The following is a 25008-nucleotide window of genomic DNA, read 5'->3' as shown; positions in this document are numbered from 1 at the left end:
CTAGTTCTGGCGGTAACGGGCGAGCTTGTCTGCATCGACAGCGGCGCCAACACCAGGCTCATTACGCACCGAAATGCGGCCACCGTTGATGCGGATCGGGTCAGCCAATAGGTCATCGGACATGTCCAAGAAATTGGACAGCTCGCCGGCACGGCGCGTGGTGGCCTCGTGAGCGGCACCAAAGGTGACCGTGGCCAACGATCCAATCTGCGTGTCGATCTGATTACCCATGGTCACATCGACCCCAAGGCCGGTACACAATCCCAGGATCTCAGTGGCCTCAGTGAATCCACTGCGTGCGGTTTTGATACAGATCGCGTTCGAGCCACCGGAGAGTAGTTCGCGCGAAGCATCTCCCGCGGTGGGTACAGATTCGTCACCCACAATGGGGATAGGGGATTTTTCCACAAGACGACGGCGGCTCATGGCCTCCTTCGCATCGCAGGGTTCTTCCAGCGCAGTCAGCCCTAGGCCTTCGGTGCGGCGCAATACTTCCATGGCCTCATTGGCGCTCCAGCCGCGGTTGGCATCGAGATAGAGTTCCACATCTTCGCCCAGTCCGGCGCGCAATACGTGGCAAGCCTCGATATCCAGGGCCAGCGGGCGGCGCCCCACCTTTAGCTTGAAGGTGGTGATCCCATACTCTTCACCAAAACGCAGAGCTTCATCGAGTAATTCTTGGGCCGGTCGGAAGCCAAGCATGTGTGAGACACGCATCGAATCGGTGTAACCACCGAGCAACTTGTGCACTGGAGTGCCAAGCGCCTTGCCCATCAGATCCCACAGCGCTATGTCCAGGGCGCCCTTGGCCACTTGATTGTGAATGGTGCGGTCCATGACTTCGTGAATCTTGCCGCGATCGAAGGGGTCGAGCCCTACGATTTGCGGAGCAAAGATACTTTCGATGATGGTGATAATCGATGTTTGAGTTTCACCATAGGTGTAGGGGCGCGGTGGCGCATCGGCCTCACCTATGAGTCCATCGTCGGTATGGATACGTACCAGAACGTGTTCGGCGTCCGTCACCTGGCCACTGGCGAATTTCAGAGGATGGTTATAGGGAATTGAATAAGGGACCGCTTCGATGCGCAGGATCTTCACGCCGGGTTTCCTTCCGTGGGGGCTGAACCGTCAAAGAGGTCCAAAAACTTTTTCAGCAGAGCGGTTTCGGTATCTGTTTTCCACGCGACGGCAAGATCGACGGCAGGCGCGTTGCGCAACTGGCGGAACACAATGCCTTGCAGAGCGAACATGCGCCGGGCGGCGGGAACCAATGCCACGCCCATCCCTGCCGCAACAAAGGACAGCAGGGTGGAAGTTTCTTGGGTCTCCTGAACAACGTGGGGACTGAAGCCCGCCTGCCGGCAGGCCTCTGTGGAGATCGTATTGACCGCGGAGCTCCCCGGGTAGGTAATGAAGGGTTCCTCAGCGAGTTCCGAAAGCTCGAGCATTCCGCGTGAGGCCAGTTCATGATCTTCTGGCAGAGCCACAACCAGTTCGTCCTTTTCCAAGAACTTTAAGCTCAGTTGATTTGAACGGATCGGTGGGCGCAAAACTGCGACATCCACACGTTGTTCCTCCAAGGCGATTTCCATTTCGGGGGTGAGCATCTCGCCATGAACGCTCAGGCGCAAACCAGGCATATGGATCCGCGCTGCTTGAACGATCACCGGCATCAACCTGTACGTTGCGGTACCGGAAACTCCGATCCGCAGCACACCGCTGGCGCCCTGGCCCACAAGCTTGACGTCTTGTTCGAGCTTTTCAATCTCGGCCAGCAGCAGCCGAGCCCGAACCAGCAGCAATTCACCGGCCGCAGTGAGATCAACCTTGCGGGTGGTTCGAATCAACAATTGGGCGCCCACTTGCTCTTCGAGTGCCTTGATCTGCTGAGAGAGCGGGGGCTGCGCCATGTGTAAGCGTTGGGCCGCACGTCCGAAGTGCTTTTCCTCAGCCACCGCAACGAAGTACCGCATCTGGCGCACTTCCACGACGTCCACCCTTCGGTTAGCAGGAACGGATACGCTCCCCTGCCAGATTAGGACGCAAAGATTACTTATGGGAAATACGAACTTTCGCCAGATTCAGACCTTTTGAATATAAGTCATTCACCTGGTCACCACTCAACGAGATTCGCGGCACTGCTTTAGGACGCGGAACACTAGCAACCGGCAACGCTCGCACCTCCTCCAATTGTTCGCCATGCGAACTCATGTACAAATAGTGAACTTTCCCGTATCGTGGCTTAAGTCCCCGATACGGCCACCGGCGAGGAAACCTTCAAAGCCCTGGACGTCCACTCCAAAGGAGCTCACCATGAATGACATGCCAGATACCGGCGTTGCCGCGACAACACTCGTGCCCGCAGTCAAGGCCGTGCTGCTCTCGCCGGCACGCCCACTGGGAAACCGGCCGTTACTGGTAGTGGGCGCCTCCCTCGGAACCTCTTCCGTGCTTTGGAAAGAGGTGGGCGGACTCCTGGGTGCGGACGCGGACGGCGCAACGGTCGACGCGACAGGCACGAAGGTGACTGGCGTTGACGTGGTGGCCTGGGACTTGCCCGGCCATGGCACCTCCCCCGCATCGCAGGCACCGTTCACGGTGGCCGAATTGGCGGAGGCCGTCGTCGGGCTCGTGGACTCAATAGCTCCCGGCGCACGCTTCCACTACGCCGGTGTTTCCTTGGGTGGCGCCGTCGGACTTCAGTTAGGAATCACCCACGCGGACCGGATCCTCAGCCTCTCTATCCAGTGCTCCGGGCCGAAGCTCGGCACTCCGGAGGCTTGGGAGGACAGGGCCGAAACCGTCCGGACATTGGGCACCAACGTCATGATTGAAGGTTCCGCGCAGCGCTGGTTTGCTGCAGGTTTCACCGACCGGGAACCGGTACTGACCAGCGAGCTGTTGAACGGTCTTCGCGATGCCGACCAGTTCAGTTACGCCCATTGCTGCCAGGCTCTGGCCGGCTTTGACGTCCGCAACGAACTGGGACGGATCCGCGTCCCACTACTAGCCGTGGCCGGCGACGAGGACCAAGTGGCAACCCCGGACATGATGCAGGACATGGTGGCGGCAGTGAACGCTGGGGCCACCCAAAGCGCATCCGAATCAAAACCCCCCCCGGATCCGGTGGCCACACTGGTAACCCTCCCGCACGTAGGCCATCTGGCTCCGGCCGAAGCGCCCACCGAGGTCGCCCGCCTGCTGAGCGGGCTGATCGAAAGAGTCCGGCCTTGACCCCAACCCGCATTCTGGATCGCCAAGCCATTACCGACGGCGAGCCCCACTCCACAGAACTAAAGGATGAACTCCCATGAACCATGCATTCCTGTACGACGCTGTCCGCACCCCCTTTGGCAAGTTTGGCTCCGGACTGGCTGGGGTCCGCCCCGATGATCTGGCTGCGCATGTGGTGCGTGAGTCCGTGGCCCGCGCGCCGAAGCTTGATGTGGAGCGCATTGATGAGGTGGTGTTCGGCAATGCCAATGGCGCCGGCGAAGAAAACCGGAACCTCGCCCGCATGGCGACGTTGCTGGCGGGCCTGCCCACCTCCATTCCCGGCACCACCGTAAACCGGCTATGTGGTTCTTCCATCGACGCGGCGATCATCGCATCGCTCCAGATCAACGTCGGCGACGCTGATCTGATGCTGGTGGGCGGGGCGGAATCGATGAGCCGTGCGCCATGGGTGCTGCCCAAGACCGAACGGCCCTACCCGGCCGGGGATTTGGCTTTGTCCTCCACCACGCTGGGCTGGCGCTTAGTCAACCCCGCCATGCCCAAAGAATGGACGGTGTCCTTGGGCGAGGCCACCGAACAGTTGCGTGAAAAATATGGCATCACCCGCGAACGTCAGGATGAATTCGCTGCCAACTCCCACACCTTGGCCGACGCGGCATGGAATAGCGGCTTCTACGATCAGCTAGTGACTGCAGTTCCCGGCACCGAACTGCTCCGCGATGAGAGCATCCGCCCAGGCTCCAACGCTGCGAAGCTGGCCGGACTCAAGACCGCCTTCCGCCCCGAGGCTGATGGGGCGGAGGGCGGAACCGTGACGGCCGCGAACGCCTCACCCCTGTCTGACGGTGCGTCAGCTGCATGGATCGGCTCGGAGGCGGCTGCTGACATTCTCGGGATGGCTCCGCTGGCCCGGATCGCCGGGCGCGGAGCGGCGGGTGTAGACCCGCAGTTCTTTGGCTACGGACCTGTCGAAGCCGCGAACCGCGCCCTCGCGAAGGCCGGAATCGGCTGGGACCAGGTGGGCGCCGTCGAACTTAATGAAGCCTTTGCCGCACAGTCACTGGCCTGCATTGACGCCTGGGGCATTGAGCCGGGAATCGTGAACCAACACGGCGGGGCCATCGCTATGGGGCACCCACTGGGCGCGTCCGGTACCCGCCTTCTGGGCACGCTGGCTCGCAGCCTCCAAGCATCGGGCGAGCGGTGGGGCGTGGCCGCGATCTGCATCGGCGTGGGCCAGGGACTCGCCGTCGTCCTGGAAAACGTCACCACCTCGAACAAGTAAGGGAAGAATATGCCCACCATCGCAAGCTCCGCGGCCGAGGCCGTTTCAGGTATCCGGGACAACTCCACCGTGTTGATCGGCGGCTTCGGCAACGCCGGCCAGCCCATGGAACTCATCAACGCCCTGCTCGACGGCGGCGCCACAGGCCTGACCGTTGTCAACAATAACGCCGGCCAGGCCGACGCAGGTTTGGCTTTGCTCATCAAGGAACGCCGGGTCCGCAAGATCATCTGCTCTTTCCCCCGGCAGTCCGATTCGTGGCACTTTGACGCGGCCTACCGGGCCGGGGAGATTGAACTGGAACTGGTTCCGCAAGGCAACTTGGCCGAACGGATCCGGGCCGCAGGGGCTGGAATCGGCGGGTTCTTCACTCCCACAGGCTACGGCACCATGCTCGCCGAAGGCAGGGAAACCCGGATGATCGACGGCCGCGGCCACGTTTACGAAACCCCCATTCACGCCGACTACGCGCTCATCAAGGCCCTGACGGCGGACAGTGCCGGGAACTTGATCTACCGTAAAACCGCGCGCAACTTCGGCCCCATCATGGCCGCCGCGGCAAAGGAAAGCATCGTCCAGGTCGGCAGTATTGTGGCCGCTGGCGAACTGGATCCGGAAAACGTCATCACGCCCGGGATCTACGTCAACACTATTGTGCAGATCAACGCAATCACGCCGGCAGCGGCAGAACTTGGGGCAAAGTAATGAGCACGCAAGAAAATAGCGTCCGGTTGGGCCGTGACGAGCTGGCTGCCTTGGTGGCTTCCGATATCAAGGCCGGCTCTTTCGTCAACCTTGGTATTGGTCAGCCCACCCTCGTCTCGAACTACCTGCGCCCGGAGCAGGCCGTCACCCTGCACACCGAGAATGGCATGCTCGGTATGGGGCCGGAAGCCCACGGGGACGACATTGATGAGGACCTGATCAATGCAGGCAAGATCCCCGTCACTGAACTGCCCGGAGCCTCCTACTTCCACCATGCGGACTCCTTCGCCATGATGCGCGGCGGCCACCTGGATGTTTGTGTGCTCGGTGCCTTCCAGGTTTCCGCCGGCGGAGACCTCGCGAACTGGCACACTGGGGCACCCGACGCGATCCCCGCCGTCGGCGGTGCAATGGATCTGGCCACAGGTGCCAAGGAGGTGTATGTCATGATGAGTTTGTTCGCCAAGGACGGCTCCTCCAAACTGGTGGAGGCGTGCACGTACCCGATCACTGGCGTTGGCTGTGTCACCCGCATTTACACCAATGACGCCGTCTTCCTGATCACCGCCGACGGCGTTCGTGTGCGCGAAATCTTCGGCACCACGCTGGAGGAGCTGCAGGAACGCATCTCGGTGCCTTTGGAAATGGCTTTAGGATAAACGGATGACCGAAGCGCAGACCGCCCCGCCCGTAGCCAGCGATCATTACGTGCAGTCTCTGGCCCGTGGGCTGTCCGTCATCCGGGCGTTCGACGCCGAGAATCCGGCCATGACCTTGACCGAGGTGGCCCAGCGTACCTCGCTGACCCGGGCCACCTCCCGCCGCTTCCTTCACACCCTGGTGGAGTTGGGCTATGTCCGCACGGATGGCAGGATTTTTTCACTCACCCCGGCGGTGCTGCAATTGGGGTATTCCTATCTGTCCGCGTTGACTCTGCCCCAGCTCGCCCAGCCGCACCTGCAGACGCTGTCCGCACTGTTGGGCGAATCGACGTCGGCGGCCGTGCTCGACGGCGGCGACATCAGTTACGTTGCCAGGGTCGCCACTCGGAGCATCATGAGCGTGGGCATCACCGTGGGCACCCGCTTCCCCGCACACGCCACCTCGATGGGACGGGTACTGCTGGCTGGTCTGCCCGCCACCGAGCTTGACGGCTATTTCGCCTCGCATCCTGTCACACCCATGACACCCAAGGGCGTGTCGACCGAGCCCGAGCTTCGCCGGATACTGGACGAGGTTCGGAGCCAGGGCTGGTGCCTGCTTGACCAAGAGCTGGAGATGGGTCTCATGTCCGCGGCAGCACCGGTATATGACTCCTCCGGAGCCGTCACGGCCGCGGTCAATGTCTCGCTTCAGGTACAGAGCGTCAACGCCCGCGAGGATCCCGCAGCGTTTCTGGACAATGTGCGGGCCCAGCTGCTGCGCACCGCCGAGCAGATTTCCGCCGATCTCGCAGCAGGAAAATAGCAGCCACGGTTAACCGCTGCGACCGCCTCGAAGCTGCTGGCCACCAGTTAGCTGGCGGCTATAGCCTCAGCGATACCCGCGTGCAACTCCCGCAAACTGGCCCGGTCCGAGGCTTCGACCTCAATGATGCATGGCCACAACACGGGCGCAGCCAGCGCCTTGGCGAGCTGCGTCGCGGTGCCCACCGAAACATGGCTCCATCCAAAGGCCGCGGCCAGCGCTCCCAGGTTGGCTGTATGCGGGGTCCCAAAGAAACGTTCGACGGCGGTTGCATAGTTGGGTGCCTCCGCCAGCCTTCCGTGCTCCAAGACTGAGAAGATACCGCCGCCGCCGTCGTTCAACACGATGACTTGCAGTTGCGGCAATGCCTCCGCAGGGCCAATGTTCAGGGCACCGGAATCGTGCAAGAAGGTCACATCACCTAAGAGCACTCGCGTTGTTTTTCCGGTGGCGAGCGCCAGTCCGGTGGCCGTCGAGATGGTGCCATCGATCCCTGCCAAGCCGCGGTTCGCATGCACAGTCAGCTGGTTCGTGGCGGTAGGCCTGCCTGCAAGATCCGCATCGCGGACCGGGTTGGAGGAACCGAGCATGAGGATGCTTCCTGCATCTTTTTGGGCCGCTTCCCAGACAGCCCGGGCCACCTGCGGGCCGTTCAGGGTGCTTGGTGCGGCGAGCTTGCCACCCTCTGGCCTGCTGCCAGTGGCTTTGCCAGTCCCCGACAATGTTGAATCAAGTGCCGATTCCGCCTGTTCGCTTGCCTGTTGCCACGCCTGCAACCAGCCTTCGGGGCCGCGGCCAGCAAAGCCGAGCAGCTGGTCCCACTGGGTCAGAATCAGTTCAGTGCGGTGTCCGGGTTCAAACCATGGCACCGGAACAGGCACGAACAGGGCGCGCTCCAGATCGGTGCGAGCAAGCAGATTACTGATTTGGCGCGACAACGTTGGCCGGCCAAAAACCACCACACGTTCAATGGGATGAGCGCTCTCTGGTCCAAACTTCTCCAGCAGCAACCGGTACGGGCCAATGGCATTGGGCCCAAAACGTGCATTGGAAGACGGCTCAGCCAACAGCGGCAGGCCCAGCATGCGGGCAAAGAGCTCAGCTTCTTCGCCGGCACCATGACCGGCAACCACCACTGTTCTGTGGACCGACGACGTCTGGAACATAGCGGCCGGGAGCTCTAGAGGCGCGAACTCTTCCCCGTCTTCTGGTGCGGGAGCCACCTCGGCGGCGCTGAGCGCAGTGTCCGTGCCGGCGTCGTCCGTCAGGAGTCCCTCCACGAACCCAGCCGCGGCGTCCGGGGTCTCGATGACCGGCAGCAGCCGCTCCCATTCAGAGCCGTCAAGTGCTGGGGTCAGCGGATCGCGGAAGGCCAAATTGACCTGGACGGGGCCCGCCGGGATGCCGTCGAGCCTGCCCCTGGCGGCCGTCAGAGCAGTAGCAATAGCGCTGGTGGGGTCAGATCCGGCGGCCACATCGGTGGCGAATCGGACGTGCTCGCCAAAAAGGTCCAGCTGAACGGTGGTCTGATTTGCACCGGTACCTCGGAGCTCCTCGGGGCGGTCGGCGGACAGCACCAGCAACGGCACCCCCGCGTGGTTGGCCTCCATCACGGCCGGGAGCAGATTGCCTACGGCGGTTCCGGAAGTGGTCACTATCGCCACCGGGCTGTCCGAGCCCAAGGCCAGGCCAAGCGCGGTGAATCCGGCCACGCGTTCATCGATGCGTACATGCGCGGTGATCCGCTGGTCGGTTTCAGCCTCGGCCAGGGCGTAGACCAGGGGGGCGCTGCGGGAGCCGGGAGCCACCACCACGTGGCGAACTCCGGCGCGTTCGAGCGCATCAACAACGTAGCGGGCGGCATCCATCGAGCTCAATAAAGTCACGCTTCTAACTCTAGCCATCTTCCCCGGCCCCTCCGCTTCGCTCTCCTTCTCGCCTCTCGCCCTCTCCTCGCCTCTCTCCTCTCGCCCGTTTCGCGAATCCTCAGATTTGGCCCCTTCCGCACGATTTAAGGGGCCATATGTGAGGACTCGCGGTCGGAAACGGGGCGCGGGGCAGCGGCTACAACAGCGCGTGGCAGCGGCGCAGGCGTTCCAGCCACCAATCGCGGCGCTCCGCGGGCGCGGCAAAGCGTTCCAAAAGTTCGGGATTGGCCACCACGTCGCGCGGACAAATACCGCCGTCCACGGCCACCAGGCTTGGCTCCGTAACATCGCCGGCCATGAGTGAAACTGTGCCCAGCCCACAGGCGTAAGGAAGTTCAGGCAGCGCAGCGGCGAGCGCCACCCCCGTACGGATGCCCACCGAGGAATCCAGGGCCGAGCTCACCACAGCGGGCAGCCCTGCTTCTGCCACAATCTCCAAAGCCCGGCGCACACCACCCAAGGGCGCAGCCTTGATGACCAAGAGATCGGCCGCCCCCGCGCGGGCCACGGCGAGGGGGTCGGTGGCTTTGCGGACACTTTCATCCGCGGCGATCAGCACCGAGCCGTTCATCGCCCGGCGAACGGCGGCCATCTCGGCGATAGTGGACACGGGCTGTTCAGCGTATTCGAGCCCGAACGCGGAAAGTTCGCGCAGTGCTTGCACAGCCTGGTCCACATCCCAGGCACCATTGGCATCAATACGGATCTTGGCATCTGGCAGTGCATGCCGCACTGCGCCAACTCGGGCAGCGTCTTCACTGAGCGATTGCCCGGCCTCGGCCACCTTGATCTTCACCGTATGTACCGCGTCAAAAGCCGCCAATACGGAAGGCACCTGCTCAGCGGACACGGCAGGAACTGTGGCATTGACCGGAACCCAGTCACGCACCGCCTCTGGGTACCCAACCCAGCCAGCCTCCAAAGCCGAGGCCAACCACCGGGCGGACTCGACGTCGTCATACTCGATAAAGGGAGAAAACTCAGCCCAGCCGGCAGGACCACAAAAGACCATCACTTCGCGAAGTAAAACACCACGGAATTTCACGTTCATGGGCAAGGCAACAACATGGGCGGTGGCAAGAATATCTTCCAGCGGCGGGACGGTGAGCATGATTTCACTGTACCTCGGTGGTCAGCGAGCTCCCATGAATCTGTGGGAACCTAGAGTCAATGAGAACCCACGCTGACCAACACCGCACTGGTGGTACCGCCCCCAAACGCATCCCGGCGTGGCCTTTTGTGTTCGCCGCAATCATTAGTTTGACCGGCTTCATCTTGAGTTATCGCTTCTTCGTGAACACCACCACCGGCCAATTTATTGATGAATCTGCCTTGGTGGAGGCCGCCGTGGCCCAGGCGCGAATCGGTACCCAGGCAGCCAAGGTGCTGGACTATTTGCCCCTCACTTCCGTGGTTTTGGCGGCGGTGGTGGTTCTTTTTATCACGCTGGCGAGACGTCGTTGGAAGGCTGCCGGGATCGCTCTGGCCGCGATGATTGCCGCTAATTTATCCACGCAGCTGATCAAGACGGGGCTGCCCGATCGCCCGGATCTGGGCGTGCCCACGCTTGCCCTGAACTCCCTGCCCTCGGGCCACAGCACCATCGCTGCCAGCGCCGCCGCGGCCGTGTTCTTGGTGGTCTCCCCGAGGTGGCGGCCTGCTGCGGCTTTTGTGGGCGGCAGCTACGCCATTTTGGCCGGCATTTCCACCCTGATCAACCAGTGGCACCGCCCCGCAGATGTCCTCGCGGCGTTCTTCATTGTGGCGTTCTGGACCTCGATAGCGGCGTTGGCGATCTTGCGGACTGGACCCCGGTGGAATGTGTGGCTGGGCTCTGAGATGCACTGGGCGTCGGGCCGCGGCTGGGTTTTGACCACGGCCATTTTGACGCTAGTTTCCGGACTCGCAGTGGCCTTGATCCTGTGGCAATTATCAGCACCCGACGCCACGAGCAGCTCCAAATTCTTCTTGGCTGGCGTGGGCCAAATTGTGGTGGGCGGCTATGGTTTGACCGTTGCGGGAACTCTATTGCTGACTTTGCCCGTACGACGCCGGAAGTAGCGTTCTGCACGTCAGGAGACTGCGCACTGAGGTTCTGCACGCTTAGAAGACTTAGCGCTGGATGACCCGGTTTCGGGGAATGAAATACCCCAGAACTGCTGCGGCGGCGAGCCCTAAGACGCCTGTGGCCGCGATCCCGAATGACAGTGAGATGGCCGCGGTCAGACCAGCCAGGATGGCGGGTCCACTGGAACCTCCAAGATCGGACATGAAGCGCCACAAGCCCAAGAATTGGGCCCGGCCCTGTCGCGGTGCGTAGTCGGCGCCAAGGGTCATGATGAGACCCGAACCAATGCCGTTGCCAAATCCAATCAACAACGCCACCAGCAGCAGAGCTACGGCACCGGTGGTCAAAGGCATCAGCAAGAGGGCAACGCCCATGAGCACCATGGACGGGATGGCTACCCAGCTACGTCCCTTCTTATCCATGACTTTGCCGGCAGGATAAAAAATCAACATGTCAATGGCGCCGGACAGCCCGTAGATGAGGGAGGTTGCGGCCGGGCTCAGCCCGAGGTTATCGGCCCACAATGGCACCACCACTTGCCGGGCTGAGCGCACCGCGCTGACCAACAAGATCCCGACTCCCACCGTCAAGAGAAGCTGGCGATGCGCGGTCACCAAAGAACGCAACGTTGGCGCTGGTCCTGTGAGCTTTTCGGACTTATCACTGACCAAATCAGGTAGCCACCAAGCCAGTGTTCCGGCTGCCGCGACGGCCACAACCGCCACCCAATATGCACCAGCCAATCCCACTAGGTGAATGGCCAGGGCCCCGATGAAAGGTCCGGCAAAGAGTCCGATCCGCCCCACACCGCCCAGCGTGGACATGGCTCGGGCGCGCATGAGCGGGGGAACAGCCTCAGTAAGGTAGCTCTGTCTGGCCAAGTTGAATACGGCGGACGCCGCCCCGATCAGCAAAACACCCACTGCAAAGAGCCACAAATCGGCGGCAAAAACACACAACAGTAGAGCCACTATGCTGAGCAGCGCCGCCCCAACCATGCCCTTCCGCTCACCAAATTTGGCGGTGAGCAAGGACGCAGGAATGTTGCTGGCCAGGGAGCCAATCCCAATCAACGCCACCACCAAAGCGGCACCCGCCAGAGACGAGCCCATGTCACGAGCAGTGAGCGGAATGATGGGCAAGATTGCGCCTTCGCCAATACCAAAGAGCAGCGATGGCCCGAAAGCGGGAACTGCAATGGACCAGAGGCTGAAATCGCCGGGGTGCGCGGACTTTTTCACTCTCACCACTGTAGCCCTGTGGGAAGCGGTATCCCTGCCGCCCCCTTGGCCGTGGACAACGCCAAGGGCGTGAGCGTGCAGGCGGGATGAGTCTCTGCGAACATCGCATTCCTTCGGCGGGTGCCGGCAGCAAAAAATTGGACGCTCGGACGCTGACGCGTTATGCTCCCTTAAAACGAAGAAAACGAAAACTGATAACGAAAGGTGAGATTCGGCATGAGTACGAACGCCGCAACAAAAGAAACGTTCTTTGCACCGCCAGAGGCCCAAGAGTCCGGTGAGCTCTACAACTTCATCGAAGCCCATAAGAAGAAGAAGAATGGCACCGCCCTCAAGCCCCAATTTTTTCTCTCGGGAGCCACACCGGGTGACCAAGTTGAGCTCCCCTTCGAAATATACGAAGTGCTTGTTAAGGCAGTGGAAGCAATGCGCAAGGGCCAGGCAGTATCTCTTACTCCGCGCTCGATGACCCTCACAACACAGCAAGCAGCAGAACTATTGGGTGTATCTCGACCTACTGTTGTCCAGCTACTAGACACCGGAAAAATTCCCTTCGAGAAGCCTGGAACTCATCGTCGCGTCAAACTAGTAGACATTCTAGAGTTCAAGGAAATCCGAAGAAAAGAGCAATACTCTGCGCTCGATTCCTTAGGAACTGTGGAGGACGAAAGCCCTGAACTAGCTATCGCCAGCATGAAGGAAGCTCGAGCAGAAGCTGGACGACGCAGGCGCGCAGCAAAATAGTGCCAGAATGGGGCATGTTTATCGCCCTCCTAGACAGCTGCGTGATTTGGCCAAGCGCTCAACGCGACTTCTTGCTGTCACTAGCCTTCGAAGGGTCCTACCGGTTCATCTTCAGCGAAGCTATCCTCAGTGAGGTTGAAGTAAACGAAGAACTGAAAAGAATCAAACGCGGCGATAGCCAAGAGGTTGCACGACAGAAAGCGCAGAATTTGGCAGCTCAGATGCGTCTGCACTTCAACGATTCCATCGTAAAAGGCTGGGAGGGCCTGGAAGGCACATACGGCCTGCCAGACCCCGACGATGAGCATGTGCTTGCCGCAGCCGTTGTTGGCGGCGCGGGATGCATCGTCACCGACAACTTCCGTGATTTCCCAGACGACAAAATTCCTCCAGAAATCCAGATCACCAGCGTTCAAGATTTCGCATACGAAACAGTTGCCGTGCGACCCGAACTCGGCCTCGCCGCCATCCAGGCCATGTCGAATCGCACAGGCAAAGTCGGGGCAAAAGAAACACCCCTAGAAATTCTCGACAAACTCGACCGTATCTACCAACTGAACGCATCCACAGACCTCATCAGAAACATCCTCTAAACCCAACTTTTGGGAACCCCTGCCCGACCGTTCCTACCTTCGTGTTTGGTCCATCGCTGCGTCATGGGTGGGAAGCGGTAAAGCCATCCTTCTGTCCGGCCACGGCCCAACCCCTCGACGAAAAACATAGAGTCCCCCCACCACCCTGTACCTCTGGGTCGCTGAGTTACTGCCCCACTGAATGGAACGGCCTAGCTGGCCGGACCCAATTCCACGGTGCGGGCCAGTTCTGCGGCAAAGGATGCGTCCACCGGTTGGCCGTGACCTGGCACCATGACCGGATACTGTTCACCCATGCCGCCTAGGGTGCGTAGAACGTGCGCCCACTCGCTCGGGAACGAATCCTCAAATTGCGGTGCGGCGCCTTCTTCCAACACGTCGCCGGCAAAGAGCACACCGGGGGCACCCACCATGAGATCCCCGTCGGTATGACCACGTCCCAGACAAAACAACTCCACGCTGATTCTGCCCAGCTCGAGCACCATTGAATCATGACGAAGCAGATGAGTGGGCAGCACAATTTCTGTCCCCGGTCCGATCCCGGCAGCCATCTCAGGTTCCGGGCCCACGACCTCTCCACGCTGGGACTCCCCCGTCTCAGCCATGTCCCGCGCGGCGGAGGCGTGCGCCCAAAACTGGATGCCGGCGTCGTCCGCGGCGCGTTCATCACGGAAGACGGCGTTGCCGAAGAAATGGTCCCAGTGGGCGTGAGTGTTAGCAATGACTAGAGGTAAGGGTGTCAGCGCGCGCACCGCGGCGAGGATTTCAGTGGCGTGGCGGGGCCCGCAGCCGGTGTCGATGAGCAGGGCACGCTCGCTGCCGATCACCAGCCCAATGTTGACCAGCGCCCGGGAGGCATTACTGGCCATCATGTACGTTCCATCGCCGAGCTTGCGCCACTGATTTACCGGCTGCTTTGTCATGTTCCGACCCTAGCCTTTATCGAGTGATATCCATCGAGATCACAGGCGAAACCAGCGCAGCCGCTGAGTTCTCATTCGCCTTGGTGACGGCGCCCTGCCCGAAGGTACCCGTCCTCTGAACTGACTGGTGAGTGCATTCTGGCACTCAAAAAAGCTGGGACGATGGAGGTATGAAGAATCACCACACACTCCGGGCCGAGGCTGCCGAATCCGCCGTTGCAGTTCAAGAAGCGCCGGCGGTGAGCGGGCTGGTCTTCATGGCTGCCGGCCTCGGCGCCCTACTTTCGGCACTGATGCTGTTTCTGGGCGCGGGCGATCCTGCCACCATCAGCGCCCCCGTATTCTTTTTGACACCGCTGCTTCCCGCTATTTGCGCAGCCCTGATTTGGCTGCCGCTCTCCTTCAGTAAGAAAACCGGCACGGACGGGGCGGAGGCCCGGCGGCAGACCACCTCGGCGGCCGGAGTCTTAGTAATTGTGGGTGCCATCTTCTTCTTCGTCGAGTGGTCGGCACGTTTTGAACTGAGCCTGTTCTTTGCGCTCCTGCTCTTTGCTTGGGGCAGCCGGCTCAAGCACACGCCCTTGAAGTTGGCAGCCCTGCCATATCTGGCCGCGGCCGTGCTCCTGCGCATCTTTGATATCCCCGGCGAAGCATTCATCATGGTGGTACTTGGCGTGCTGACCGTTGCCTGGCCCTTCGCCGCCCGCCGCCGTTCTGCCGCAACTTCTCCCACACCCGCGGGGTAAATTTCCTGCCCCTGCGCCGGGTGGATCCGGCTTAGCTTAGCGCCTGCGAGTCGGCAGGAACTAGGAACTTCACGGCCTTAGGCAGCACTTCCAGGAGTGCGGGCAACGCTGCCACCAACTCGCCGTCGGCATAGAGATTCAACGGTTTACTGGCACTGATTTTCACCACACTTCCCCGGGTAAAGGTGACGTTGCGCTGCCCCAGATGACTACCCCTGTAGGAGCGCAGATAGGTGGCTGCCACCCCGAGGATTGTGGCGCGGCCCAGCGAGACTACGTCAAGCCGGCCGTCGTCGGCCTTGGCCCGTGGGGTGATGCGCAGCCCTCCCCCATATTGGCCAACGTTTCCGACGGCGACGAGCCAGCCTGGGAAGCTGCTCTCTTTGCCATCTACGGACACGGTGAAGGTCACGTTCTTCCAGTCCAGGAAGGCCCTGATTCCGCCATACAGATAGATAAACGGTCCCAGATTCAGTCTTGTGTTGTTGCCATATTCTGTGGCGAGACCGTCGAAGCCGGCGTTGGCGACGCCCAGATAGGGACGGCCGTTGGCGAGACCAAAATCGAGTTCCCGCACGGCTAACTTCTCCAGGCCCTGAACCGCTTTAACCGGGTCCAGCGCCAGCCCCAGCCGCCGAACTGTGTCATTTCCTCGCCCTCCAGCCAGGGGAAGCACGACGGCGCCCGACTCACGTGCCCCGGCGGCTGCGGCCCCAAGAAACCCATCGCCGCCCAAGACCGCCACCAGGCTGCCCGGTGCCGCGGCACGAGCTTGCTCGGTGGCATCGGCCATGCTGGAGGTCACTGAAATCTCAAGGCGGAAGCCCGCGTCTCGGAGCGCTTGGGCTGTCCGTTTCAGCAGCCGCAATCCGCGGCCGCGGCCCGACGTCGGGTTGACCAGCAGCAGGGCGTTGCCACCAGATGCCGCGCTCACTTGTTTGTTCCTTCGGCCGAAGCAATCGACCCTGCGAGCGCCAGAATATCCGCTGCCGGGCCACGTGCCAGCTGTGCATCTGAGGGAACGAATGCGAGCCGGGTTCTCCGCTCCAGAAGATCGTCTACGCTACTGGCCCCTTCCGCCTGGACTGCGAACAGCAACTCCGCGCCGGTGATTGCAGTCCCCTCGAACAGGGTCGCTGCAAGCCGCGGATCAGCCAACTCAAGTGCCTTAACTGCGGTGGCCTCGGTACCGTACTTAGCAACTAGCCGGGCCGGGGCGTCAACCCTACGCAGCTCCTGGGCAGACGCGGCCCCCACCAGCGGCAAGGCCTTGGTCCGGCAGGGGGCCACAATCCCTAGGCGAGCCGTCACGGCGTCGACCGCGTCTTGGGCCATGCGCCGGTAGGTGGTCATCTTCCCACCCACCACGGTGATGGGCTGGCCTGGAACATCCCGGACCAGGTGCTGGCGGGAAATATCGGCGGTTTCATCCCCAGCGTGCGCAAGTCGCACCAGCGGCCGCAACCCGGCAAAAGAACCAACTACGTCATCGCGCGTCAGGGGCACCGCCAAAGTGGTGTTGACAATCTCAAGGAGGAAATCGACGTCGTGCTCTGGAACTTGGGGATGGTGCCCGTCCGCCCCGTGGTCCTCCTCGTCGGTGAGGCCAATGTAGACAAGACCGTCCGGCTGCGGCAGTACAAAAACGTACCGGCCAAAGTGTCCCGGCACGGCCACTGTGTGCGCGGCGTGCGGATTGCCCAGCCGTTCGGCGCGGACCACCAAGTGCGTCCCCCGGCTGGGAGTCATGGTCAGCTGCGGCTCGAAATCGGCGGCCCACACACCGGTGGCATTCACCACTACCCGGGCCCGGATGGACACCGGCGCCCCGGTCCTGGCATCGAGCGCTTCAACAGTTTCCGCCGTCATAGCAGTGGCCCTCACATCACGCAGAATGTGCGCGCCCAGCCCGGCGGCAGTCCGGGCGATGCCGATCACCAGCCGGGCATCGTCCACCACTTGCCCGTCCCAATACAAATATCCACGGCGCAACGCCTTCTCCTCCAGCCCCGGCACCAGGGCCCCGACGGCTTGTCGGGACAACAGTTGTGGGCGCGGCAGCACAGCACTGCCTAGTCCGGAAAGCCTGCGCAGCACGTCATAGATGACCACGCCGGCACCGGCCGCCAAGCCTTCCCAGGCACTGGACCTGCGGGCATCGGGGATAACAAAAGCGAGCGGCTGCACCAGATGCGGGGCAATCTTGCTCATAAGCCAGCGCCGCTCAACAGCAGATTCCCAGGCGACAGGGAAGTCCATTTTTGCCAGATAGCGCAGCCCTCCGTGGATGAGCTTGGAACTGTAGCCGCTGGTTCCGGAGGCCAGATCACCGCTCTCAATCAACGCAACACTCAGGCCTCGGCTCACGGCATCTAGGGCAACACCCACTCCGGTGATGCCGCCGCCCACCACGGCAACATCCACGGTGTGCTCGCTCAGGTACTCCAGCGATCGCTGGCGGGTGAGGTCATTGATCCAGCTGGGGTTGGGTTTCTCTTGCGCGGCTGGGTTCTTGCCCGTTTGTTTGCCTCTAGCTTCCATGGTCATGCCTTTTTCTCATTGTTGGCAGCGACTTTCGCGGTCTCTTGCGGTGTTAGGTAGCGTTCCAGCATCTTCCGCAGTTCCGTCAGGGAATCATCGAAGGTACCCATTTTCAGGAGCAACCGCGAGGACAGCGCAACTCCCTGCACAGCGAGCAATAGGGTAGCTGCCGATCCTGCCGCGGACTCAACACTGCCGTCGGCGGCTCCGGCGTCTAGCAATGCATGCAGCTGCTCGAGAATGATCTGCTGGCTAGCCCCGAATCTGTCGGCGACATAGGGGATCAGGAACTCCGGATCGCGTTCGGCGATTGATCCGAGCAATTCTGAGGTGGCAAAGACGCGCACACTCTCCACGGCGAAGTGCACCAGCTGTTCACGCCCTGTGCCAGCCGGTGCTTCTGTCAGCACGGCGCCGGTGTAGGAACGGAACTCCTGGGTCAAGGCCGCCAACACGGCATTCTCAACGGAGCCCATACGGCGATAGAACGTCATACGGGAAATGCCGGCGCGTTCGGCAATGTCGTTGGCCGTGGTGCGCCTAACACCGTGGAGCACCACGGAGTCCCGGATGGCGATGAGCAACTTTTCGTCAACTTGCGGACTGGTACGTTGTGACATCATGTGTCACACTGTATCCCATGGTGACACATCTCACAGAGGAAATTTCCCCGTCAGTTTGGTATGGCTGGGGAGACCCCACCCGCGCAACCCCCCTGGCTCCCAGCGCGCTGGAATTTCTGCGCACCACCCTTGGACTGGTTAGTGTTGCAGCCGTCCACCCACCTGTTGATTTGTCCGAGGTGCGCGTGGGGCCTGCTTCCCTCAGTGACGAGGTGCTGGCTGAACTGCGCGCCATTACGGGCGACGAGCACGTTGCGAACGATGCGACAGAACGGATTCTCCACGCCGGCGGAAAGAGCACCCCAGACCTCCTGCGGCGACGTGCCGGGGATGCCGTGGACGCGCCCGACGCGGTCGTCTTTCCGGGCAGCGCTGACGAGGTACGAAAAATCCTAGCCCTGTGTGTGGAGCACAGATTGGCAGTGGTAACTTTTGGCGGTGGCACTTCTGTGGTTGGCGGGGTGGAGCCGTTGCGCGGGCGCTTTAATGGCGTCATCACCCTTGACATGCGGCGCATGAACCGGCTGCTGCATGTTGATCCGCTGTCCCGCACGGCGAGCTTCGAGGCTGGCATTAGGGGCCCGGCCATCGAAGCTGCCCTTGCCCCGCATGGGTTGACGCTAGGACATTTTCCGCAAAGTCACCAAGAGGCAACGCTGGGCGGCTACGTAGCTACGCGATCCTCCGGGCAGTCCTCCACCGGTTACGGCCGCTCTGACGAACTGGTCAAATCCGTCCATCTCGAAACGCCCATGGGGCCCTTTGACGCTGGTTCTTCCGCGCCCGGCACGGCCGCTGGGCCCAAACTGCTCGACGTGGTGGTTGGCAGTGAAGGTACGTTGGGTGTCATCACCAGCACCACACTAAAGGTCGCCGCAGCACCAGAAGACAAGGTGTACGGGGCATGGTCCTTCCCGTCATTTGCGGCAGGCGCCCAAGCCATGCACCAACTCAGGCACCTCGGCGCCCGCGGGGACATGCCGCATGTGTGCCGTTTGAGCGACACGGATGAAACGGCGTCGACCTTCAAACTGGGCGGCTGGAAGACCGGCGCCCTCTCTCGCTACCTCTCGGTTCGCGGACAAAATACTCCCGCTCTGGGGCTCTTCGTCTGGGAAGGACCGGCTGCTCAGATTCGAGCCCGACGGCGGCGCAGCGCCCGGATCCTGCGCCAGGCTGGCGGCATCCCACTGGGGCCACTGCCCGGAAAATCCTGGGAGCACGGGCGGTTCAGCGGCCCGTACCTGCGCGATGAATTATTGACCCGGGGCGTCTACGTGGAGACCCTTGAAACGGCCGCCACCTGGAGCCGCATCGAGGACACTTACCGCTCTGTTCGCCAGACGATCTTGGACGCGCTCGGGGAACACGGCGCCGCGGCCCACGTGCAAACTCACATCTCTCATATCTACGCCGACGGCGCTTCGCTGTACTTCACGTTCCTCTCGGGCCTGGAGGAGGATGGCCTGGCGCAAAATGCCCGAGTCAAGGAAGCCGCCTCGCGTGCCATCGTCGCGGCCGGCGCCACCATCACCCACCACCACGCAGTAGGGGCCGATCACGCCCCCTACCTTGGTGCTGAAATCGGTGACCTTGGCATCAAGGTTCTCAAGTCCATCAAGGACGCTTTGGATCCCGAGGGCATCATGAATCCGGGCAAGCTCATCCCGAGCCAGTCGTCTTCTCCCGCAGCACATCCCGATACTCTTCCCGCCACCATTCCTGCCGCCAAGGAGCGCCCATGAACGCCACCATCGAGTCCCTCTCCAATGCCACCGTTCTGATTACCGGAGCCGCCATGGGGATGGGCAAAATGTACGCGCATCTGGCCGTTCAAGACCACGCCGCGCATGTGATCCTGTGGGATATCAACACCGAATTGCTGGCGTCGGCCGTTACAGAACTGAGCGGTCGCGGCACCCAAATCCACAGCTACGTGGTGGATGTCAGCAAGCTCGAGGCAATCGAGGAGGCCGCGCAGAAGGTCCGTACCGAGGTCGGGACCCCGGATATTCTCATCAACAATGCCGGGATTGTGCGTGGAAAGTACTTTTGGGAGCACGATCAGCGCAGCGATATTGCCGCCACTATGGCGATCAACTCACTGGCCCTGATGCACATCACCCGCGAGTTCCTGCCAGCCATGATCGACGGCGGCCGGACCAGTAGGATCGTCAACGTTGCCTCGGCCGCCGGGCTGCTCGCCAATCCGAGGATGAGTGTCTATTCATCCTCGAAATGGGCGGTGATCGGCTGGAGCGATTCACTGCGGCTGGAGTTGAAGCAGGCTGGCCATCACCACATCAAGGTGACAACGTTTTGCCCCTCCTACATTAAGACGGGGATGTTCGAGGGGGCTCGCGGCCCACTCATGACCCCGCTCATGGAACCAACCGCCGTCACCGAACGCGTCTGGCGCGCCATGAAGGAAGGTACCCCCATGCTCATGATGCCGTGGACGGTGAAACTGAGTACCGCGCTGCGTGGGATCCTGCCCATCGCGGCCTGGGATGTGGTGGCCGGGCGCGTGTTTGGTGTCTACAAGTCCATGGAACACTTCACCGGACGAAAGTAGCGATTCAGAAGCAAGGAACCGGAGAATAGGGCCACCCCGCCGTACTCGCCGACAACCCTCCCCTCCCCCAACAACATGTTTGACAGCCTGACTAGTTAATCAGACAATCTAGTTATGACTTCGGAAGAAACCACCTCTTGGCCCAGCGACTGGCTGCGCGCCGTGCTGGGCTTGAGCGTGCTGCAGGTACTGGACAGTGGCAGATCGTACGGATATGCCATCACCAGTACGCTGGCCGATTCCGGGCTGGGCCAAATCAAGGGCGGTACGCTCTACCCTTTGCTGACCCGCTTCGAGACAGCTGGCTGGGTGAGCACCGATTGGCAGGCTGGCACCGCAGGCCCCGGGCGCAAGTACTTTTCACTCACCGAGGCCGGCCGCTCAGAGCTGGCACGGCAGCGTCTGCACTGGCAGCAGTTCGCCGCAGTCACCAATAACTTACTCACGGGGGAAGCATCATGAAAACTGACAAAGACACCACAACAGCCGTCAGCAAGGCCACTCAGAATTGGCTCGATGAACTGACTGTTGAGTTGCGATTCCGCAATGTCACCGGTGCTGCGATCGGTGACACGCTCGCCTCAGTACAGGAATTTGTGGCCGATTCCGGGCAGACACCGGAGGCGGAATTCGGTTCCCCGCAGCAGTACGCTCAGACTCTTGATCTGCCCACTGCCCCCGCCGGTGAGACCCGGAAAACCATCATACGGAGCGGATTTGGCCTTGTTGGATTCATGGTTTTCAACCTCACTATCACTCCGTGGGCCGCTGAGAAAACCTTAGATCTGCACGTCTCACAATTGCTGTTACTGCTGGTTCCGCTGGCGCTCGTGATGGCCCTGCCCCTATATCTGCGCCACGGCGTCAAACACATGTGGCCCCTGTACCTGGCCATTACCGTGGGCATGGCCAGTGCACTCGTGGCCGCAGCTCTGGCGCCCAAATCCAGCGCCGAAGCGTGGCTGTCGCTGAACCCTGCACCGATTCTCCTCGCCAGTAGTGTGCTGTTACTGGCGGTCTCCATCATTGGCACCATCAGCGTCCTGCGCAGTCCAGATGAGCGGCTGCGCGATCCCATGGAAGACGCCGCCACGTCGCGACGCCGGAATATACTCTCCCGGGTTGGGGATGTGGTGGTGCAGTGGATGTTCCCCTTGGCCGCACTTGTTCTTTGGGGATTGACGACGGCGTTGCGCGCCTAAGCGGGCCGCTGGCCAGCCCGCGGGTGACAGCCACTGCGCCGCGCTTCGGCCCAACCCTTCGGCGAGTGCGCAGATAACGTACGGTAAGAGACCGGAAACGGTCAGAAGCGTACGTTATCTGCGCACTCGAGGGGTCTGGAGTCGACGGCGCTCCGCTCTTGGCATAGCCGCCTGCCTTCGTCTGCACTCCCGGAAGCCTCCTCGCTAGAGTGGAATCATGACGACTTCCGATGCCGCAGCAACCCTAACTCCCCCCATTGCCAAGAAGGTCCCCGTGGAGCGCACCCACCACAGCGACACCTTTGTGGACAACTACGAGTGGCTTCGCGAGAAGGAAAACCCGGAGGTTGTGGCGCATCTAAACGCCGAGCAGGCCTACACCGACGCCGTCACGGCCGGGCAGGAACAGCTGCGCACGGACATCTTCAACGAAATCAAAAACCGCACGCAAGAAACAGATCTCTCGGTACCTAGCCGCAAGGACGGCTGGTGGTACTACGGTCGCATGGTGGAGGGTAAGGCCTATGGAATCCAGTGCCGCGTCCGCGCCGAAAGCAACGGCACACTCGATGATTGGACTCCCCCACTCGTTGAGCCCGGCGTGGATGTCCCAGGCGAGCAAATCATCCTCGATGGCAACCTCGAAGCCGAAGGCCAGCCGTTCTTCTCGATTGGCGGCGCCGCCGTCACCCGCGACGGCAACCTCTACGCCTACGCCGTGGACAACGCCGGAGACGAGCTCTTCACGGTCCGCATCAAGGATCTGCGCACCGGCGAACTCCTGGAAGACACCATCGAGAACGTCTTCTACGGCCTAGCCTTCTCCCCCGACGGCAGCACGCTTTACTACATGCTGGCCGACGATTCCTGGCGTCCCCACCAAGTAAAAACCCACATCCTCGGCACCCCGGTAGAGAGCGATCAGGTCCTCTACCAGGAGGACGATGTGGCCATGTGGACCGGCTTCGACCTCTCCGCCGACCGCCGCCACCTCATGATCAGCATCGGCTGCTCAGAATTCAGCGAAACCCGCCTTCTGGACTTCGCCGCCCCTGAAAAGGGCCTGCAGGTACTCATCCCCCGCAGCGCCGAGATCTTGTACGACGCCGAACCCTTCCTTCTCGACGGAACCGAAAAGGTTCTCCTCACTCATGACCGTGACGCCGTCAACTCCATGATTTCCTTGGTTGACGCCGCGGAGTTCTCCAAGCCTGTGGCCGAGCAGACGTGGGCCACCGTTGTGGCGCACGATCCTGCCGTGCGTATCAACGGCGCCTCCGTCACCGCCACCCACATGGTGGTTTCGCTGCGCAAGAACACCATCGAGAGCGTTCAGGTGACCGAGCTGGAAGGCTTGGGGACTGCGGCGCAGGCGGCCGCCGTCGAACCTGTCTTTGATGAGGAGTTGTACACGGCTTCGATGGGCGGCAGCGAGTACGAATCCCCCGTCATCCGGCTGGTGTACACCTCAGATTTCACGCCGCCACGCGTTTACGATTACGTGCTGCCGGTTGGCGAGGGCGGCGGCGAGCTGCTGTTGCGCAAGGAAACCCCCGTGCTGGGCGGTTACCGCTCCGAGGATTATGTCGCCACGCGCGAATGGGCCACGGCCCCGGACGGAACCCTGGTTCCACTCTCGGTGCTGCGCCGGGCTGATCTGCCACGCGACGGCAACAACGCTGGCGTGATCTACGGTTACGGCTCCTATGAGATGAGCATGGACCCGGGCTTTGGCGTACCGCGGCTCTCACTGCTGGATCGCGGCGTGGTCTTTGTGATTGCGCATGTGCGCGGCGGTGGCGAGATGGGCCGCCCTTGGTACGAAAACGGCAAGAAGCTGAACAAGAAGAACACGTTCACGGACTTTGTGGCCGCCACGGATTGGCTGGCGGACTCAGGCTGGGTTGATCCGGCACGCATTGCGGCCATGGGCGGTTCGGCCGGTGGGCTGCTAATGGGAGCCGTGGCAAACCTAGCCCCGGAAAAATATGCGGCCATCGTGGCGCAGGTGCCTTTCGTGGACGCACTGACCACCATTTTGGATCCGGAGCTGCCGCTCTCCGCCCTGGAGTGGGAGGAGTGGGGCAACCCCATCACCAATCCGGCCGTGTACAAATACATGAAGGAATACACGCCCTACGAGAACGTGAGGTCCGTGGCTTACCCGAAGATCGCCGCCGTCACCAGCTTCAACGACACCCGCGTGCTGTACGTTGAACCGGCCAAGTGGGTGCAGGAACTGCGCGCAGTAGCCACCGGAAGCGAACCGATTGTCATGAAGATCGAGATGGATGGCGGCCACGGCGGCGCGTCCGGCCGTTACGAAGGCTGGAAGACCCGCGCCTGGGACTACGCGTTCTTAGCGGATGCGATCGGCGCCACCGAGCTGCGCTAACCACGCACTCGCCAACCCACGGAATCTATGGCCACAGAATCTGTAGCCACGGAATCGATGTGACAGTAGCTGTTGATGTTTTCGAAAAACATCAACAGCTACTGTCACATCGAATTTTAGACTCGGCGATTTTTGGGCGCAGGCGCTACACAACGCTATTTAGGCTCCGCGCACCACGGCGTAAACGGCCTCAGAGGTCCATTCGCCCTTCAGGTACATGTTGTTGCGCAGCACTCCCTCGCGCTGCATGCCTAACCGTTCGCAAATCCCGGCCGACGCCGTGTTCCTGGCGTCAAGCCGGGCTTCCACACGGTAGAAATCCAACTGCTCCATAGCCAAAGTAAGTACGGCCCGCGCGGCCTCGGTGGCGTAGCCTTTACCTTGGGCAGCCGGGGCCATGGTCCAACCAATTTCGCCAAAACGCTGCGGCGCCGTGCCCTCGGGTTTGCCGCCCTCATTCCATTTCAACGCCATCTCACCGATAAGACCTGGCTGGCCGGCAAGCTCCACGGCGAAGGTTGCCCAATGGCCCGGCTCGTCAAAGGGCTCCTCAACATAGCGGGCAATTCTCGCCATGCATTGGGCGTAGCTGCGAGCCTCCCCGTACAAATACCGGGCGGTCTCTTCCAGCCGCTGGTAATCGTAATACGCGTCAAGATCCGCAGTACTAAAGCGCCGCAAAACCAGACGCTCGGTGGTGAGCGGATACGGAATTTCTACCATGGCATGAGC

24 protein-coding genes are annotated in these 25008 nt (G+C 61.6%); 14 read left to right on the top strand and 10 right to left on the bottom strand.

From position 1 onward, the window contains the following. Entirely contained in the window at window positions 1-1101 is a 1101-nt protein-coding gene (locus tag ACX80D_RS01315; protein WP_459320735.1) for an enolase C-terminal domain-like protein, read from the bottom strand. Further along, window positions 1098-1991, bottom strand: coding sequence for a LysR substrate-binding domain-containing protein (locus tag ACX80D_RS01310; protein ID WP_459320734.1), 894 nt, complete (start codon window positions 1989-1991; stop codon window positions 1098-1100). The genes ACX80D_RS01315 and ACX80D_RS01310 overlap by 4 nt, the downstream gene beginning before the upstream one ends. A 325-nt stretch (window positions 1992-2316) precedes the next feature. Here ACX80D_RS01310 and ACX80D_RS01305 point away from each other — a divergent pair, with 325 nt between their 5' ends. The 5 genes from ACX80D_RS01305 to ACX80D_RS01285 all read left to right on the top strand — a co-directional run bounded on the left by ACX80D_RS01305 (window position 2317) and on the right by ACX80D_RS01285 (window position 6697). Then, window positions 2317-3237, top strand: coding sequence for an alpha/beta fold hydrolase (locus ACX80D_RS01305; RefSeq protein ID WP_459320733.1), 921 nt, complete (start codon window positions 2317-2319; stop codon window positions 3235-3237). A gap of 76 nt (window positions 3238-3313) precedes the next feature. Continuing rightward, window positions 3314-4525: a thiolase family protein gene (locus ACX80D_RS01300; protein ID WP_459320732.1), complete on the top strand. Its 1212-nt coding sequence runs from the start codon at window positions 3314-3316 to the stop codon at window positions 4523-4525. 9 nt (window positions 4526-4534) lie between these two features. Further along, a complete protein-coding gene (locus ACX80D_RS01295) occupies window positions 4535-5230 on the top strand; it encodes a 3-oxoacid CoA-transferase subunit A (protein WP_459320730.1) in 696 nt (231 codons plus the stop codon). Next, window positions 5230-5889 carry a 3-oxoacid CoA-transferase subunit B gene (locus tag ACX80D_RS01290; RefSeq protein ID WP_459320729.1) on the top strand — a complete coding sequence of 220 codons (660 nt, stop codon included), beginning with the start codon at window positions 5230-5232 and terminating at the stop codon, window positions 5887-5889. The genes ACX80D_RS01295 and ACX80D_RS01290 overlap by 1 nt, the downstream gene beginning before the upstream one ends. Before the next feature lie 4 nt (window positions 5890-5893). After that, window positions 5894-6697: an IclR family transcriptional regulator domain-containing protein gene (locus ACX80D_RS01285; RefSeq protein ID WP_459320728.1), complete on the top strand. Its 804-nt coding sequence runs from the start codon at window positions 5894-5896 to the stop codon at window positions 6695-6697. A 47-nt stretch (window positions 6698-6744) separates the two neighbouring features. On the opposite strand, the gene menD is transcribed toward ACX80D_RS01285, so the two are convergent. Together menD and ACX80D_RS01275 are read right to left on the bottom strand one after the other, a co-directional pair. Further along, window positions 6745-8601 (bottom strand): 2-succinyl-5-enolpyruvyl-6-hydroxy-3-cyclohexene-1-carboxylic-acid synthase, encoded by a 1857-nt coding sequence (menD, locus tag ACX80D_RS01280; protein WP_459320727.1) that lies wholly within the window; start codon window positions 8599-8601, stop codon window positions 6745-6747. Between the two features lie 160 nt (window positions 8602-8761). Beyond that, window positions 8762-9736 carry an o-succinylbenzoate synthase gene (locus ACX80D_RS01275; protein WP_459320726.1) on the bottom strand — a complete coding sequence of 325 codons (975 nt, stop codon included), beginning with the start codon at window positions 9734-9736 and terminating at the stop codon, window positions 8762-8764. A gap of 59 nt (window positions 9737-9795) precedes the next feature. Between ACX80D_RS01275 and ACX80D_RS01270 the strand changes: the two genes are divergently transcribed. After that, window positions 9796-10686, top strand: coding sequence for a phosphatase PAP2 family protein (locus ACX80D_RS01270; protein ID WP_459320725.1), 891 nt, complete (start codon window positions 9796-9798; stop codon window positions 10684-10686). Between the two features lie 51 nt (window positions 10687-10737). Here the strand turns inward: ACX80D_RS01270 and ACX80D_RS01265 are convergent, their stop codons facing one another. After that, a complete protein-coding gene (locus ACX80D_RS01265; RefSeq protein WP_459320724.1) occupies window positions 10738-11934 on the bottom strand; it encodes an MFS transporter in 1197 nt (398 codons plus the stop codon). A gap of 216 nt (window positions 11935-12150) precedes the next feature. Between ACX80D_RS01265 and ACX80D_RS01260 the strand changes: the two genes are divergently transcribed. Continuing rightward, window positions 12151-12678 carry a helix-turn-helix domain-containing protein gene (locus ACX80D_RS01260; RefSeq protein WP_459320723.1) on the top strand — a complete coding sequence of 176 codons (528 nt, stop codon included), beginning with the start codon at window positions 12151-12153 and terminating at the stop codon, window positions 12676-12678. Window positions 12679-12692: 14 nt separating this feature from the next. Continuing rightward, a complete protein-coding gene (locus ACX80D_RS01255; RefSeq protein ID WP_459320722.1) occupies window positions 12693-13271 on the top strand; it encodes a PIN domain-containing protein in 579 nt (192 codons plus the stop codon). A 191-nt stretch (window positions 13272-13462) separates the two neighbouring features. Here the strand turns inward: ACX80D_RS01255 and ACX80D_RS01250 are convergent, their stop codons facing one another. Then, window positions 13463-14194 carry an MBL fold metallo-hydrolase gene (locus ACX80D_RS01250; protein WP_459320721.1) on the bottom strand — a complete coding sequence of 244 codons (732 nt, stop codon included), beginning with the start codon at window positions 14192-14194 and terminating at the stop codon, window positions 13463-13465. 170 nt (window positions 14195-14364) lie between these two features. Here ACX80D_RS01250 and ACX80D_RS01245 point away from each other — a divergent pair, with 170 nt between their 5' ends. Continuing rightward, window positions 14365-14940 carry a hypothetical protein gene (locus ACX80D_RS01245; RefSeq protein WP_459320720.1) on the top strand — a complete coding sequence of 192 codons (576 nt, stop codon included), beginning with the start codon at window positions 14365-14367 and terminating at the stop codon, window positions 14938-14940. A 31-nt stretch (window positions 14941-14971) separates the two neighbouring features. Here ACX80D_RS01245 and ACX80D_RS01240 read toward each other — a convergent pair whose 3' ends face one another. Genes ACX80D_RS01240 through ACX80D_RS01230 form a run of 3 tightly spaced genes read right to left on the bottom strand, consistent with a single transcriptional unit; the run spans window position 14972 to window position 18104 of the window. Continuing rightward, window positions 14972-15874 (bottom strand): diacylglycerol/lipid kinase family protein, encoded by a 903-nt coding sequence (locus tag ACX80D_RS01240; protein WP_459320718.1) that lies wholly within the window; start codon window positions 15872-15874, stop codon window positions 14972-14974. Further along, window positions 15871-17487: a glycerol-3-phosphate dehydrogenase/oxidase gene (locus ACX80D_RS01235; protein WP_459320717.1), complete on the bottom strand. Its 1617-nt coding sequence runs from the start codon at window positions 17485-17487 to the stop codon at window positions 15871-15873. The genes ACX80D_RS01240 and ACX80D_RS01235 overlap by 4 nt, the downstream gene beginning before the upstream one ends. Beyond that, a complete protein-coding gene (locus tag ACX80D_RS01230; protein WP_459320716.1) occupies window positions 17484-18104 on the bottom strand; it encodes a TetR/AcrR family transcriptional regulator in 621 nt (206 codons plus the stop codon). The genes ACX80D_RS01235 and ACX80D_RS01230 overlap by 4 nt, the downstream gene beginning before the upstream one ends. A 17-nt stretch (window positions 18105-18121) precedes the next feature. On the opposite strand from ACX80D_RS01230, the gene ACX80D_RS01225 reads away from it, so the two are divergent. The 5 genes from ACX80D_RS01225 (at window position 18122) to ACX80D_RS01205 (ending at window position 24276) form a co-directional block, all read left to right on the top strand. Continuing rightward, window positions 18122-19849, top strand: a complete 1728-nt coding sequence (locus ACX80D_RS01225) for an FAD-binding oxidoreductase (RefSeq protein ID WP_459320715.1) — start codon at window positions 18122-18124, stop codon at window positions 19847-19849. Beyond that, window positions 19846-20679, top strand: coding sequence for an SDR family oxidoreductase (locus ACX80D_RS01220; RefSeq protein WP_459320714.1), 834 nt, complete (start codon window positions 19846-19848; stop codon window positions 20677-20679). The genes ACX80D_RS01225 and ACX80D_RS01220 overlap by 4 nt, the downstream gene beginning before the upstream one ends. 114 nt (window positions 20680-20793) lie before the next feature. Then, window positions 20794-21141 (top strand): PadR family transcriptional regulator, encoded by a 348-nt coding sequence (locus ACX80D_RS01215; protein ID WP_459320713.1) that lies wholly within the window; start codon window positions 20794-20796, stop codon window positions 21139-21141. Then, window positions 21138-21881 carry a hypothetical protein gene (locus tag ACX80D_RS01210; protein ID WP_459320712.1) on the top strand — a complete coding sequence of 248 codons (744 nt, stop codon included), beginning with the start codon at window positions 21138-21140 and terminating at the stop codon, window positions 21879-21881. The genes ACX80D_RS01215 and ACX80D_RS01210 overlap by 4 nt, the downstream gene beginning before the upstream one ends. Before the next feature lie 217 nt (window positions 21882-22098). Further along, on the top strand, window positions 22099-24276 hold the full coding sequence (locus ACX80D_RS01205; RefSeq protein WP_459320711.1) for a S9 family peptidase: 2178 nt from the start codon (window positions 22099-22101) through the stop codon (window positions 24274-24276). Window positions 24277-24435: 159 nt separating this feature from the next. Here the strand turns inward: ACX80D_RS01205 and ACX80D_RS01200 are convergent, their stop codons facing one another. Then, window positions 24436-24999 (bottom strand): GNAT family N-acetyltransferase, encoded by a 564-nt coding sequence (locus ACX80D_RS01200; protein WP_459320710.1) that lies wholly within the window; start codon window positions 24997-24999, stop codon window positions 24436-24438. Window positions 25000-25008: the final 9 nt, after the last annotated feature.

This window comes from Arthrobacter sp. Sr24, from assembly GCF_054511175.1.
The sequence above is the reverse complement of the archived record's forward strand: the minus strand, read 5'-3'. Positions and strand labels throughout refer to the sequence as shown.